The 13,322-nt window shown below is 61.4% G+C and carries 12 protein-coding genes; 9 read left to right on the top strand and 3 right to left on the bottom strand.

Annotated elements, in window-relative coordinates:
* The first annotated feature begins 9 nt into the window (after window positions 1-9).
* Complete coding sequence (locus tag ACP7C6_RS13650; protein ID WP_426108890.1) at window positions 10-858, top strand: urea carboxylase-associated family protein; 849 nt, start codon at window positions 10-12, stop codon at window positions 856-858.
* A gap of 8 nt (window positions 859-866) precedes the next feature.
* Here ACP7C6_RS13650 and ACP7C6_RS13645 read toward each other — a convergent pair whose 3' ends face one another.
* Together ACP7C6_RS13645 and eat are read right to left on the bottom strand one after the other, a co-directional pair.
* Window positions 867-1,034 (bottom strand): DUF2897 family protein, encoded by a 168-nt coding sequence (locus tag ACP7C6_RS13645; protein ID WP_003172675.1) that lies wholly within the window; start codon window positions 1,032-1,034, stop codon window positions 867-869.
* Between the two features lie 112 nt (window positions 1,035-1,146).
* Window positions 1,147-2,511: an ethanolamine permease gene (eat, locus tag ACP7C6_RS13640; protein WP_016975347.1), complete on the bottom strand. Its 1,365-nt coding sequence runs from the start codon at window positions 2,509-2,511 to the stop codon at window positions 1,147-1,149.
* A 393-nt stretch (window positions 2,512-2,904) separates the two neighbouring features.
* On the opposite strand from eat, the gene kdpF reads away from it, so the two are divergent.
* From kdpF to ACP7C6_RS13610, 6 genes are all read left to right on the top strand, one after another.
* Window positions 2,905-2,994, top strand: coding sequence for a K(+)-transporting ATPase subunit F (gene kdpF, locus ACP7C6_RS13635; RefSeq protein WP_003218754.1), 90 nt, complete (start codon window positions 2,905-2,907; stop codon window positions 2,992-2,994).
* Between the two features lie 9 nt (window positions 2,995-3,003).
* Window positions 3,004-4,698: a potassium-transporting ATPase subunit KdpA gene (kdpA, locus tag ACP7C6_RS13630; protein WP_122686652.1), complete on the top strand. Its 1,695-nt coding sequence runs from the start codon at window positions 3,004-3,006 to the stop codon at window positions 4,696-4,698.
* A 12-nt stretch (window positions 4,699-4,710) separates the two neighbouring features.
* Window positions 4,711-6,768, top strand: a complete 2,058-nt coding sequence (gene kdpB, locus ACP7C6_RS13625) for a potassium-transporting ATPase subunit KdpB (protein ID WP_028619498.1) — start codon at window positions 4,711-4,713, stop codon at window positions 6,766-6,768.
* Window positions 6,769-6,832: 64 nt separating this feature from the next.
* Complete coding sequence (kdpC, locus tag ACP7C6_RS13620) at window positions 6,833-7,378, top strand: potassium-transporting ATPase subunit KdpC (RefSeq protein ID WP_122686654.1); 546 nt, start codon at window positions 6,833-6,835, stop codon at window positions 7,376-7,378.
* Window positions 7,379-7,408: 30 nt separating this feature from the next.
* Complete coding sequence (locus tag ACP7C6_RS13615; protein ID WP_028619500.1) at window positions 7,409-10,060, top strand: sensor histidine kinase; 2,652 nt, start codon at window positions 7,409-7,411, stop codon at window positions 10,058-10,060.
* Window positions 10,061-10,097: 37 nt separating this feature from the next.
* Window positions 10,098-10,787 carry a response regulator gene (locus ACP7C6_RS13610; RefSeq protein ID WP_308908556.1) on the top strand — a complete coding sequence of 230 codons (690 nt, stop codon included), beginning with the start codon at window positions 10,098-10,100 and terminating at the stop codon, window positions 10,785-10,787.
* A gap of 132 nt (window positions 10,788-10,919) precedes the next feature.
* On the opposite strand, the gene ACP7C6_RS13605 is transcribed toward ACP7C6_RS13610, so the two are convergent.
* Window positions 10,920-11,957 carry a patatin-like phospholipase family protein gene (locus tag ACP7C6_RS13605; protein WP_028619502.1) on the bottom strand — a complete coding sequence of 346 codons (1,038 nt, stop codon included), beginning with the start codon at window positions 11,955-11,957 and terminating at the stop codon, window positions 10,920-10,922.
* A 217-nt stretch (window positions 11,958-12,174) separates the two neighbouring features.
* Here ACP7C6_RS13605 and ACP7C6_RS13600 point away from each other — a divergent pair, with 217 nt between their 5' ends.
* Together ACP7C6_RS13600 and ACP7C6_RS13595 are read left to right on the top strand one after the other, a co-directional pair.
* Window positions 12,175-12,453, top strand: a complete 279-nt coding sequence (locus ACP7C6_RS13600; protein WP_426108889.1) for a hypothetical protein — start codon at window positions 12,175-12,177, stop codon at window positions 12,451-12,453.
* A gap of 44 nt (window positions 12,454-12,497) precedes the next feature.
* Complete coding sequence (locus ACP7C6_RS13595; protein WP_426108888.1) at window positions 12,498-13,259, top strand: CHAD domain-containing protein; 762 nt, start codon at window positions 12,498-12,500, stop codon at window positions 13,257-13,259.
* Window positions 13,260-13,322 lie beyond the last annotated feature (63 nt).

The following is a 13,322-nucleotide window of genomic DNA, read 5'->3' as shown; positions in this document are numbered from 1 at the left end:
ATCTGCACCATGTACAAAGACTATCCGGCCGCGTACCAAGTCAGTAAAGGTTCGGCGCTGCAGGTCGACACGGCGTTTTACGAGCGTATTCGTGATCGAAAACAGCAACGCACATTGATCGAGCAGTTCGAAGTGCCGATCCGTACGGGGAGGGCGTGGAAAGTGCCGGCCGGGCACGTGTTCCGCGTGACCACGCCGGTCGGCCCGCAGGTGGGTGATTTCAATGTGTGGAACGCCAACGACCCTCGCGAGCGATTGTGGGCTGCACGTACACGCCAATTGCAGGGCGCCCATGTCAGCACCCATGACCGGTTATGGTCGAACCTGCCATTTCTGCGGCCTTTGGTGACAATCACTGACGATAGCCTGGCCAGCTACGGTATAGACGAACATGGCGGGCGCTTGCACGACTTGCTGGGTACGCGTTGCGATCCCTATGTGAACCGCATGCTGACCGGCGAAGACTTCCACCACCATTGCCATTCGAACCTGACCCGCGCGGTTTTGCCCCACGGTCTGACCGAGTTCGACGTGCATGACGTATTGAATATTTTCCAGTGCACCGGCCTCAATCATGACGACATGTATTTCATGAAGGCTTGCCCGGCACAGAAGGGCGATTACCTTGAGTTCTTTGCCGAGATTGATTTGCTGTGTGCGTTGTCGACGTGCCCCGGCGGGGACCTGTCGCTGCCGATGTGGGGGCCGCAGGCACAGGATCCGCTGACGGTGTGCCGTCCGCTGGGGGTTGAGATATACAAGCTGGAGGATGAGTTGCTTAACTGCTGGAGCCAGCCGGAACGTGCCGCCTATAAGGGGCAGCACGGGTTGCATATTGCCAAGGCGGCTTGGGAGTAACCCAAGGTTCAGCGGTCCTGCGCGTCCTTGGCATCCGCCTGGGCGTTGCGCTCGGCCACGCGCTTGCGCTGTTCGTCGGTGAGTTCGACTTTGTTGGCGCTGTCTCGCAGCATCATCAGCCCACCGACGATCGATCCGATCGCAACTACCATAATCAACCACGCATACCACGGCATAAGGCTCTCCTTGAGGCAGATTGCCGTGGGAGAACTTTCCCACGGGAATAACTGCTTTGAGTGACGGGCTTTCTTACTAGTTCAGTGTAGGCCCGTTCTGCCTCTCAGTAGATCAGAGCCCGGTCAACATCGCATCTGCCGGTGCATCGGCACGGTCTTGCGCAGTCATCTGGAAGTAGGCAAACCCCACCACCATAAAGCCCAGGAAGATCAGCCCGATCAGCGCGTTGAACCAGGCCATGGCTACCAGGCACACCACCGCCAGTACCAATGCAATGCCCGGCACGATGGGGTAACCCGGTGCGCGGAAGGTACGCTCCAGCAGCGGTTCGCTCTTACGCAGTTTGAACAGGCTGAGCATGCTCATGATGTACATCACGATGGCGCCGAACACTGCCATGGTGATCATCGCTGCGGTCAACGTCATGCCGCCCAGGTTGATCAGGCCGTCGCTATAGATCGCTGCGATGCCGACCACGCCCCCGGCGATAATTGCCCGGTGCGGTGTCTGAAAACGCGACAGTTTGGCGAGGAAAGACGGCAGGTAGCCGGCGCGTGCCAGGGCGAAGAACTGCCGCGAGTAGCCGAGGATGATGCCGTGGAAACTGGCTACCAGGCCAAACAGGCCGATCCACACCAGCATGTGCAGCCAGCCGGAGCTGTCACCCACCACGGTTTTCATGGCTTGTGGCAAGGGATCGTTGATGTTGGACAGGGTGCGCCAGTCGCCCACGCCGCCCGCGAAGAACATCACGCCCATGGCCAGGATCACCAGGGTCAGGATGCCGCTGATGTAGGCTTTTGGAATGGTGCGCTTCGGATCTTTCGCTTCTTCAGCCGCCATGGCCGCGCCTTCAATGGCGAGGAAGAACCAGATAGCGAACGGAATCGCGGCAAACATTCCGGCAATTGCGGGTGCGCCAAAGGTGTCTGAGCCGGCCCAGCCGTTCAGGGCGAAGTTGCTGAAGCTGAACGCAGGTGCGACGACGCCCATGAACACCAGCAACTCGGCGACGGCGAGCACACACACCACCAGTTCAAAGGTGGCGGCGAGTTTGACGCCGAGGATGTTCAGGCCCATGAACACAATATAAGCACCGACGGCCGCATGTTTCGGGTCCAGCGCCGGAAATTGCACATTAAGATAGGCGCCGATGGCCAAGGCGATCGCAGGTGGTGCGAAGACAAATTCGATCAAGGTTGCGAGTCCCGCGATCAGTCCGCCTTTTTCACCAAAAGCGCGACGGCTGTAGGCAAAAGGCCCTCCTGCGTGAGGAATCGCCGTAGTCAGTTCGGTGAAACTGAAGATAAAGCAGGTATACATCGCAGCGACCATCAAGGACGTGACCAGAAAGCCCAGGGTCCCTGCGACGCCCCAGCCATAGCTCCAGCCGAAGTATTCGCCGGAAATCACCAGCCCCACGGCGATGCCCCATAAATGCAGGGTGCCCAAGGTGGGTTTGAGTTGTGTATTCATTGTGTTGCTCCCTGAACGGTTTGGAATGATTCAAGGTGTTGCAGCGTGCATGCCAGCCTGAGAATCATTGTCGTAAAGCGGAGCAACTGTCGTGTGGGGGATGGTTTAGCGTTTGAATCTTTCCAGCCTTGCACCAGTTGAGTGCGGTGGTGTTGCAACTGCCGTCATCGCGGGCAAGCCCGGCTCCCACACTTGAGCGCATTCCGCTGTGGGAGCCGGGCTTGCCCGCGATGAGGCCTTCCCATCCACTACAAATCTCCCTGTAAACCCCGCATAAACCCACTCTTTACGCCGTCTTTACGCCCCGCCCATACCCTCGCTCTCGTTCCTTTACACCACTCCTGCCGACAATTGCCCCACACGCGGCACTCGCCGCTAAACGGAGAGACTTCCATGAGCGTTCTGGACGGGGTGTCACTGCTATTGGCCGTGGCGCTGTTCATTTATCTGCTGGTTGCGCTGTTACGCGCGGATCGGAACTAGGAGCGGGCCATGCACAGTTATGACTATTGGCTGATCATTGCCTTCTTTGCGGTGGTGCTGGTGCCGGCCCCGTTCCTGGGGCGGTTCTATTACAAGGTGATGGAAGGGCAGCGCACCTGGCTCACGCCGGTATTTGGCCCGGTGGAGCGTGCCTGTTATCGCCTGTCCGGCGTGGATGAGCATCAAGAACAAAGCTGGCAGAAATACATGCTGGCCTTGCTTGCGTTCAACCTCGCAGGCTTTGTGCTGTTGTTCGCGATCCTATTGTTCCAGGACTATCTCCCACTGAACCCGCAGAAATTGCCAGGTCAGGAATGGACCTTGGCCTTCAACACGGCGGTCAGTTTCATGACCAACACCAACTGGCAGTCCTACAGCGGTGAGGCGTCCCTGAGTTATCTCAGCCAGATGGCGGGCCTGACCGTGCAGAACTTCGTCAGTGCGGCCACCGGTCTGGCAGTGCTGGTCGCTTTGTGTCGTGGGATCGGTCGCAAATCCACCAAGACCTTGGGTAACTTCTGGGTTGATATGACACGCGCCACCCTCTATGGCCTGCTGCCGTTGTGCCTGGTGCTGGCGTTGTTCCTGGTGTGGCAGGGCGTACCGCAAACCTTCGCTCACTATGTAGATGCCGTGACGATGCAAGGTGCGGATCAAGTGATCCCCCTGGGCCCGGCGGCCAGCCAGATTGCGATCAAGCAATTGGGCACCAACGGCGGTGGCTTCTTCGGCGTCAACTCGGCGCATCCGTTTGAAGACCCGACTGCCTGGGCCAACCTGTTCGAGCTGGCGGCAATCATCCTGATCCCGGTGGCGCTGGTGTTCACCTTCGGCCACTACGTGAAGGACCTGCGCCAAAGCCGCGCGATCCTTGGCTGCATGCTGGCTCTGTTCCTGATTGGGGGCGCGACCTCGCTGTGGGCCGAATACCAGCCCAACCCGACCCTGAACAATCCCGCCGTGGAGCAAACCGCGCCGCTGGAAGGCAAGGAAGCACGCTTTGGCACCACCGGTACGGTGCTGTGGTCGGTGACCACGACGGCGGCGTCCAACGGTTCGGTCAACGGCATGCAGGACAGCCTCAGCCCCCTTAGCGGAATGGTTGCGCTGGTCAACATGATGGTCGGCGAAGTGATCTTTGGCGGCGTCGGCGCAGGTATGTACGGCATGTTGCTCAACGTGCTGATCGCGGTGTTCCTCGCCGGCCTGATGATTGGTCGCACGCCGGAATACCTGGGCAAGAAACTGCAGGCCAAGGAAGTGCAATTGCTGGTGGTGACCTTGCTGGTCATGCCGGTGGGCGTGCTGGTGCTCGGCGCCATTGCCGCGAGCCTGCCAGGTCCGGCCGGTGCCATCAGTAACCCTGGCCCTCATGGTTTCAGCCAGTTGCTTTATGCCTACACCTCGGCCAGTGCCAACAACGGCTCGGCGTTCGGCGGCTTCAGTGCCAACACGCCGTTTCACAACTTGATGTTGGGCCTGGGCATGTTGATCGGCCGCTTCGGCTACATCCTCCCGGTACTGGCCCTGGCCGGCAGCCTGGCGATGAAGAAGACCGCACCGATTGGCCAGAACAGCTTCCCAACCCATGGCCCGCTGTTCGTGACCCTGTTGACCGTGACCATTTTGCTGGTGGGCGGCCTGACCTTCCTGCCGACGCTGGCACTGGGCCCAATTGCTGAACACTTGAGCATGGGCTTCTAAGGGGATATGAAAATGAATATGCCTGCAAAAAATGCGGCTCCGGTGCAAACCCAGGAGCCTGCCAAAACTGCCATCTCCGCCCTGTGGCGTCCGGCGCTGGTCCAGGCGTTCGTCAAGCTGGATCCGCGTCAACTGCAACGCTCGCCGGTGATGCTGGTGGTCGAGTTGACGGCCATTCTCACCACCGTGCTGTGCTTCGTGCCTGACACCGCCGTGCCCACCTATGTCGCGGTGCAAATCGCGGTCTGGCTGTGGTTCACCGTGCTGTTCGCCAACTTCGCCGAAGCCTTGGCCGAAGGGCGTGGCAAGGCCCGTGCCGACAGCCTCAAGGCTGGCAGTGAAGGCCTGAGCGCTCGCCGCAAAGAGGCCGATGGCAGCTTCAAGGTCGTACCGGCCACCAGCCTGCGCAAAGGCGACGTGGTGCGCGTTGCCGCCGGGGAAATGATCCCCGGTGACGGCGAAGTCATCGAAGGGATCGCGGCGGTCAACGAAGCGGCGATCACCGGCGAATCCGCACCGGTGATCCGCGAGTCCGGTGGCGACCGTTCGGCCGTCACCGGCAACACCCGCCTGGTGTCGGACTGGCTGCTGATCCGCATCACCGCCAACCCGGGTGAGTCGACCCTGGACCGCATGATCGCCTTGGTGGAAGGTGCCAAACGCCAGAAAACCCCCAACGAAGTCGCGCTGGATATCCTGCTGATCGGCCTGACCCTGATCTTCCTGTTGGTGGTGGTGACCCTGCAACCCTTCGCCCACTTCGCCAATGGCAGCTTGCCCCTGGTGTTCCTAGTCGCACTGCTGGTCACGCTGATTCCTACAACCATTGGTGGTTTGCTGTCGGCCATCGGCATCGCCGGCATGGACCGCCTGGTGCGCCTCAATGTGATCGCCAAGTCCGGCCGCGCCGTGGAAGCGGCGGGTGACGTGCATGTGTTGCTGCTGGACAAGACCGGCACTATCACTTTTGGTAACCGTCGGTGTGCGGCGGTGGTCGCAGCGCCTGGCGTCACCGGCAAGGAAGTGGCCGAAGGCGCGTTGTTTGCGTCCTTGGCGGATGACACGGCGGAAGGTAAATCCATTGTCGAATACCTGCGCGCCTTGCATCCGCAGGCCGAGCCCTCTGCGGATGAGCTGACCGCTGTGCCGTTCAGTGCGGAAACCCGTTTGTCCGGGGTCGACTACCAGGGCCGTGTGTTCCGCAAAGGCGCGGTGGATTCGCTGCTGGCGTTCATCGGTCAGCAACGGCGCGACTTGCTGCCAGCACTGTCGCGCGAAATCGACAAGATCGCCCAAAGCGGCGGTACACCGTTGCTGGTGTGTGCTGATGGCAAGTTGCTCGGTGCGATTCACCTCAAGGACGTGGTCAAGCCCGGCATCCGTGAGCGTTTCGCCGAGCTGCGCAAGCTGGGCATTCGCACCGTGATGGTCACTGGCGACAACCCGCTGACCGCTGCAGCGATTGCTGCCGAAGCGGGCGTCGACGACGTGCTGGCCGAAGCCACCCCGGAGAAAAAACTCGCGCGCATTCGTCATGAACAGAACGACGGCCGCTTGGTGGCAATGTGTGGCGACGGCGCCAACGACGCCCCGGCGCTGGCCCAGGCTGACGTCGGCATGGCAATGAATGACGGCACCCAGGCCGCCCGCGAGGCCGCCAACATGGTCGACCTCGACAGCGATCCGACCAAGCTGCTGGACGTGGTGCAGATCGGCAAGGAATTGCTGGTGACCCGTGGCGCGCTGACCACCTTCTCCATTGCCAACGACGTGGCCAAGTACTTCGCGATCTTGCCGGCGCTGTTCGCCTCAATCTACCCACAATTGGGCGTGCTCAACGTGATGCACCTGCAGAGCCCACAGAGCGCGATTCTCTCGGCCATTGTGTTCAACGCATTGATCATCGTGGTGCTGATTCCGTTGGCGCTGCGCGGTGTGCGTGTGCAAGCGGCGAGTGCGGCGGCGTTGCTGCGCCGCAACCTGCTGATCTACGGGCTGGGCGGGATCCTGGTGCCATTCGTGGGCATCAAGGCGATCGACATGCTGCTGACTGCGTTGCACCTGGTTTGACCCGAATCCTGTGGGTGCCAGCTGGGTGCCCACAGGTTGCAATGACCGAATTGAGGAATCCGAAATGTCCAACATGATCCGCCCGGCCCTGAGCCTGCTGGTACTCATGACCCTGATCACCGGCGTCGCCTACCCACTGGTCGTGACTGGCGTCGCCCAAGTCGCCTTCCCGGACCAGGCCAATGGCAGCCTGGTACGCGATGACAGTGGCAAGGTGCGCGGCTCCAGCCTGATCGCCCAGGATTTTACCGGTGACAGCTGGTTCCACCCACGCCCATCTGCGGGCGCTTACGCGACGGTTTCCAGCAGTGCCAGCAACCTTGGTCCCAGTAACCCGGCGCTGGCGACGCGCATCTTCGATGACGCAAACAAGCAGTTGGTACCCGGCCAGGGGCCCGTACCTTTGGCGTCGCTGACTACCTCTGGCAGCGGTCTTGATCCACACTTGCCACCACAAGCGATTGGCTATCAACTGGCGCGGGTGGCGGCGGCACGGAATGTGCCGGTGTCGACCTTGCAGCGCTTGCTCGATGAGCATATCGAAAGCCCGTTGGTGGGGCCGCCGGTGGTGAATGTGCTGGCGCTGAACATGGCCCTGGAAAAGCTGTAACCCGATCAATACCTGAAGGACACTGCCCGCATGAGCGACTCCGGCCGCGCCGATGCCTTGTTAGCCGATCTGCCACGGGACGGCCGTGGCCGGCTCAAAGTCTTCCTCGGGGCCGCACCGGGGGTGGGCAAGACCTACGCCATGCTCCAGGCTGCGCACACTCAGTTGCGCCAAGGCGTGCGGCTGATTGCCGGTGTGGTCGAGACCCATGGCCGCGCCGAGACCGAGGCCTTGCTCAGCGGCCTGCCGCAACAGCCTTTGCTGCGCAGCGAATACCGTGGCGTGATGCTTGAAGAAATGGACCTCGACGGCCTGCTCGCCGCCAAGCCCAAGCTGGTGCTGGTGGACGAGCTGGCCCACAGTAACGCGCCCGGTAGTCGCCATGAAAAGCGCTGGCAAGACATTCAGGAACTGCTTGCCGCCGGCATCAACGTATTCACCACGGTCAACGTCCAGCACCTGGAAAGCCTCAACGACCAAGTGCGCGGCATTACCGGCGTGCAGGTGCGTGAAACCCTGCCGGACTGGGTGTTGCAAGAGGCTGACGAACTGCTGCTGATCGACCTGCCTTCCCGCGAGCTGCTGGAGCGCCTGCGCGACGGCAAGGTCTATGTGCCCGAACAGGCCCGCGCGGCCATCGATGCGTTTTTCACCCAGACCAACCTCATGGCCTTGCGCGAGTTGGCGATGCAAACCGCCGCCGCCCATGTGGATGACGATTTGGCCCAGGGCTATCGCCAACTCGGCCAGGCCGCTCCGGCGGTGCGTGGTCGCTTGTTGGTGGGGGTGGATGGCGATGCACAGGCCGAGCGCCTGGTGCGGCATGCCAGCCGGGTTGCCCAGCGTCGGCATTTGCCGTGGAGCCTGGTGCATATCGATAACGGCCGTGCGCGCGATGAGCAGTCCCGGTTGCGTTTGCAGAATGCTCAGCAACTGGCCGAGCGTCTAGGGGGCGAGGTAGTGCTGCTGCGGGCGGGGGAGGTGGCCAAGACGCTGATCCAGCACGCCGCTGAACGTCGCGCCAGCCTGTTGCTGGTGGGACAGTCGCGGATGCGTTGGCGGCGTCGCTTGTTTGGCGGTGGCTTGGCTGCGCGGTTGTTGCGCAATGCACGCGGCCTGGAAATCAACGTCCTCGACAGCGATGACGTCCCGGCACCGCCGCGCTTGCCGGATGTACGGGGGCTGGTGTGGTTCGACTATGCACTGGCGATCGTAGCGACGGTGGTGGCGGCTGCGGTGGCGTGGGCGGTGTCCAGCGTCTTGCCGCTGCCGAATATCTCGCTGGTGTTTCTCGCCGCCGTGTTGCTGGTGGCGGTGCGCAGTAGTTTGGGGCCATCGCTGGTGTGCGCGGCGTTGTCGTTCCTGACCTATGACTTTCTGTTTATCCCGCCGAATTTTTCCTTCGCCATCCAGCGTGAAGAAGACGTATTGACGCTGTTGTTCTTCCTGCTGATGGCGGCGCTGACTGGCAACCTGGCCGCGCGCCAACGCCGCCAATTGCAGGCGTTGCGCGACACTCAGGAAGAAACCAGCGAGCTGCTCGACCTGTCGCGCAAACTCACCGCTGCCACCGATCGCCAGGCGGTGGTCAGCGCGGCTGCGCATCATTTGGAAGGCTGGAGCGACCTGGACCTGTGCCTGGTCAATCGTGATGGGCAGGGTGGTTGGACGATCGAAACTGGCGGCCCGCTGACCCTCACCGAGGCCGAGCGCGCCGCGGCTGATTGGGCTTGGCAGCATGATCAGCCGGCGGGTATGGGCACCGGCACCTTGCCGTTCGGGCGTTGGTGGTGGTGGCCGTTGTCGGGCGAAGAGGGCCCGCTGGGGTTGCTGGGCGTCAGTCCAAAACCCGGCCTGGAGCTGAGCGGACAACGTCGTCGATTGCTCACGGCCTTGAGCCAACCGCTGGCCCAGGCTCTGGCGCGTGCGCAACTGGCCCAAGAGCTGGAATCCGCTCGATTGCACGGCGAAACCGAGCAACTGCGCAGTGCCTTGCTGGCCTCGGTGTCCCACGATTTGCGCACGCCGCTGACGTCCATGCGCGGTAGCATCGACAGCCTGCTGGCGCTCGGTGAAGCCATCCCGCTGGAGGATCGCCGCGAGTTGCTTGAAGGCACCCGTGATGAGGCTGAGCGCCTGGACCGCTATATCCAGAACTTGCTCGACATGACACGCCTCGGCCATGGCGCGTTGAAACTGGCACGGGACTGGGTGTCACCGGGCGATATCGTCGGCAGCGCCCTCGGCCGTCTGCGTGCGGTGCTGGCGCCGTTGCAGGTGAGCACCGATGTGCCACCTGAGTTGCCCTTGTTGTATGTGCATGCCGCGTTGATCGAGCAAGCGTTGGTCAATGTGCTGGAAAACGCCGCACGTTTCTCACCCCCGCAAGGCCGCTTGCAACTGAGCGCCGGCGTTACGGAAAATCAGCTGTTTTTTGCCGTGGCCGATGAGGGGCCAGGCATTCCCGAGGAAGAACGGGCAAAGATCTTCGACATGTTCTACACCGCCGCCCGTGGCGATCGTGGTGGGCAGGGCACGGGCCTGGGCCTGGCGATCTGCCAGGGCATGGTCGGGGCCCACGGCGGACATATCAGTGTGGCCGACGGTATCGACGGGCGTGGCACCTGCATCACCTTGTTCCTGCCGCTGCCGACGCAGCCTGGCCTGGAGCGCGAGGCATGAGCTACCCTGTTTTCTTCACGGATTTTGATGGGACACCATGAGCCAGACCGCGACGATTTTAGTCATTGATGACGAACCGCAGATCCGCAAATTCCTGCGCATCAGCCTGGCCTCCCAGGGTTACAAAGTGATCGAGGCTGGCACTGGCAACGAAGGCTTGGCCCAGGCCGCGTTGAGCAAACCGGACCTGCTGGTGCTCGACCTCGGCCTGCCGGACATGGATGGCCAGCAAGTGCTGCGTGAATTTCGAGAATGGTCGACGGTGCCGGTGCTGGTGCTGTCAGTACGCGCGAGCGAAGTGCAGAAAGTCGAAGCTCTCGACGGTGGCGCCAATGACTACGTCACCAAACCCTTCGGCATTCAGGAGTTTCTCGCCCGCGTGCGCGCCTTGCTACGCCAGGCGCCAGCGGGCGAAGCCCAGGAAGCGGCCTTGCGTTTTGGCCCGCTGACGGTAGACCTGGCTTATCGCCGCGTGCTGCTGGACGGTGCCGAAGTGGCGCTGACCCGCAAGGAGTACGCGGTGCTGGCGCAATTGGCGCGGTATCCAGGGCGGGTGATTACCCAGCAACAATTGCTCAAGGACATCTGGGGGCCGACTCATACCGAGGACAGCCACTACCTGCGCATTGTCGTGGGCCACCTGCGGCAGAAACTGGCAGATGATCCGACCCAGCCGCGGTTTATCGTGACCGAGGCGGGAGTGGGGTATCGGTTGTTGAGTGCTTAGCTTGTAGGCGTCTGGGCGGGCCTCTTTGCGAGCAAGCCCGCTCCCACATTCGACCGAGTTTCTTCAGGCTGTACGCGGTCAACTGTGGGAGCGGGCTTGCCCGCGAAGAGGCCATCAGCAACACCAACTCTTTCAGCTCTGCTCACTTTCATACCGGTCCAACGTGTCACTGGCGATTTCCCGCCCGAGCGCGATCAGCTCCGGCGCTTTGTAGAACTCGAAAAACCGACAGACCCGCTTCGGTACGTTGATCAGCACGTCGGGTGGGTAGCCGGCAATCTTGTACTGCGCCAGCGACGTCTGCATCACCTCGAAGCTCTGGTTGATCAAATCCAGCAGTGACGCCGGGCCGACGTTATCGATGATGAACGAGCCGGTCGCTGATTTTGGTGCTCCCGGCTTTTCCGGTGCGGCGGCGGGTTGTTGGGATTCCGGCTCGGCCGACTCCAACCACGGGTTGATCTCCGCCGCTTGGGCTTCTAAGGCTTCCTGCTCCAACTTCATTAATTGTTCGGCCTGTTTGCGGCGAAATGGCAGGTGCGAGCCGAGTGATTTGGCCAGGTTATTAAAGCGGCTCTTGAAGGCGGGCGGGCGCTGGATCACCGGCAGATGGTAGTGCTTCTGGTTGGTGGCGTTGAGGTTGACCGCGATGATCAAGTCGCAATGGCTCGACACCACCGGCACGATGGGCAGCGGGTTGAGCAGGCCGCCGTCGACCAGCATGCGGTTGCCTTGCATCACCGGGGTGAACAGGCTGGGAATCGCCGCCGAGGCGCGCATGGCCTGATGCAGGCAACCTTCCTGGAACCAGATTTCCTGCTGGTTGGTCAGGTCTGTGGCGACGGCGGTGTAGGGAATGCGCAGCTCTTCGATGTTGATCTCGCCGACAATCTTGCGGATCTGCCCGAAGACTTTCTCACCGCGAATCGCCCCCAGGCGAAAACTCACGTCCACCAGGCGCAGCACGTCGAGGTAATCGAGGCTTTCAATCCAGTTCCGATAATCATCCAGCTTACCGGCGGCGTAGATCCCGCCGACCACGGCTCCCATGGAACAGCCGGCGATACAAGCGATGTCGTAGCCGCGCCGCTCGATTTCTTCGATCACGCCGATGTGGGCGTAGCCCCGGGCCCCGCCGGAACCCAGCACCAAGGCAACACGCTTCTTCATGGTCCATGTCCTCCCCAAGGCAGGGTCTCACAATGCACCCATTGAGGGGGCGGCTTCAATCTTCGCGGGCGACCTGCGAAATTTTTCCAGAATAGCCACGGTGCTCGGGTATGCTCTGGTCTGTAGGTACAATCGATTTCAGGCTAAGGACAGGCACTTTTCCATGTAGGCAACGTCTACAACGTACGACTGTTTTTTTCTTTTTGAGGTGTCATCGATGAAAGCCTGGATGTGTGTACCTGTGATCATGCTGGCCCTGGCCGGTTGTGCCGGGAAGACCGCATACCGCGACAGCTGCGGCAGCCAATTGGACGCTGCCTGGAAGGAGCTGGATCTTGCCAAGGCTGAAGGCTTTGCTGGCACGGTGAGCTACTCTAAAGCCTTGTCGCTGCTGACGGGCGCCAAGACCCAGCAACAGTTTGAAGCGTTTGAAGGCTGCTCCAACAAAGCCGAGAAAGCGCGGTTCTATATTCGTGAGTCTCGCGCCGGGCTTTGACCTGCAGCAGCGAGTAGGATTTTTTATCAGGCAGTGAGGGCAGGATGTCAGCTTTGGTCGATCAGTTAGTCGCTCAGGTCATTGGCCTGGAAGTAGGGTTACTGAGCTGCCAGGCTCGCCTCGCCGCCGTCACCGACGATGAAGCCTTGCATGACCTGCGCACCACCGTGCGCCGTCTGCGCAGCTTGTTGCGCCCCTTGCGGGGGTTGCCAGGGGTGGAACAGCTTGAGTTGGCCGCCAGCACTGTCGGCCAATTGACGACGCCGCTACGTGACCGTGAGGTCCTGGCGGCGTATTTGCACCAGCATGGTCATCACGAGGCCGCCAACCGGCGCCTGCGTCTGCAATCTGAGGCCTATCGTCAGGTAGCGCAAAGCCCGGAGCTTGCGCATTTGCTGCTGATCCTAGATGCCTTTCCGCGTTTCATCCGTGCATCTGAACATCAGGGATTGCTCAAAGGCCTGCGCCCACGCATTGAAAAACGTCTGGCTAAACAATGGCAGAAACTCGGTGAGGCCTTGAAAGACCCTGATCATGACCGACACCGCCTGCGGTTGTTGATCAAGCGGGTGCGTTATGCCGCCGAAGCCTATCCCGAATTGGATAAGTTGCCGGCCAACGCGATGTCGCGCCTGAAAAAAGCCCAGGGTGCTTTAGGAGATTGGCACGATTGCTGGCAATGGTTGGTCCAGGCCGAGCATCAGGCGGACCTGCAACCTTGTGTTGCGGTGTGGCATCGCACCATGGCCAAGGCAGAAGGGCAGGCGGACCGCGTGCTGGACAAACTCAGCGCCGATTGTTTCTAAACCGGTCCGGCTTTTGGCCGGAATAGGCGCTGTACCTGGCTGGCCCGATGGTTAAGATTCCTC

The organism is Pseudomonas sp. TWR1-1-4, from assembly GCF_049897165.1.
Taxonomy (GTDB): Bacteria; Pseudomonadota; Gammaproteobacteria; order Pseudomonadales; family Pseudomonadaceae; genus Aquipseudomonas; species Aquipseudomonas canadensis.
The sequence above is the reverse complement of the archived record's forward strand: the minus strand, read 5'-3'. Positions and strand labels throughout refer to the sequence as shown.

What these genes read in the sequence shown, in the direction of transcription:
- ACP7C6_RS13650 (WP_426108890.1), top strand. Translation starts at nt 10, where the DNA reads ATGTACAAAGACTATCCGGCCGCGTACCAAGTCAGTAAAGGTTCGGCG.
- ACP7C6_RS13645 (WP_003172675.1), bottom strand. Translation starts at nt 1,034, where the DNA reads ATGCCGTGGTATGCGTGGTTGATTATGGTAGTTGCGATCGGATCGATC.
- eat (WP_016975347.1), bottom strand. Translation starts at nt 2,511, where the DNA reads ATGAATACACAACTCAAACCCACCTTGGGCACCCTGCATTTATGGGGC.
- kdpF (WP_003218754.1), top strand. Translation starts at nt 2,905, where the DNA reads ATGAGCGTTCTGGACGGGGTGTCACTGCTATTGGCCGTGGCGCTGTTC.
- kdpA (WP_122686652.1), top strand. Translation starts at nt 3,004, where the DNA reads ATGCACAGTTATGACTATTGGCTGATCATTGCCTTCTTTGCGGTGGTG.
- kdpB (WP_028619498.1), top strand. Translation starts at nt 4,711, where the DNA reads ATGAATATGCCTGCAAAAAATGCGGCTCCGGTGCAAACCCAGGAGCCT.
- kdpC (WP_122686654.1), top strand. Translation starts at nt 6,833, where the DNA reads ATGTCCAACATGATCCGCCCGGCCCTGAGCCTGCTGGTACTCATGACC.
- ACP7C6_RS13615 (WP_028619500.1), top strand. Translation starts at nt 7,409, where the DNA reads ATGAGCGACTCCGGCCGCGCCGATGCCTTGTTAGCCGATCTGCCACGG.
- ACP7C6_RS13610 (WP_308908556.1), top strand. Translation starts at nt 10,098, where the DNA reads ATGAGCCAGACCGCGACGATTTTAGTCATTGATGACGAACCGCAGATC.
- ACP7C6_RS13605 (WP_028619502.1), bottom strand. Translation starts at nt 11,957, where the DNA reads ATGAAGAAGCGTGTTGCCTTGGTGCTGGGTTCCGGCGGGGCCCGGGGC.
- ACP7C6_RS13600 (WP_426108889.1), top strand. Translation starts at nt 12,175, where the DNA reads ATGAAAGCCTGGATGTGTGTACCTGTGATCATGCTGGCCCTGGCCGGT.
- ACP7C6_RS13595 (WP_426108888.1), top strand. Translation starts at nt 12,498, where the DNA reads ATGTCAGCTTTGGTCGATCAGTTAGTCGCTCAGGTCATTGGCCTGGAA.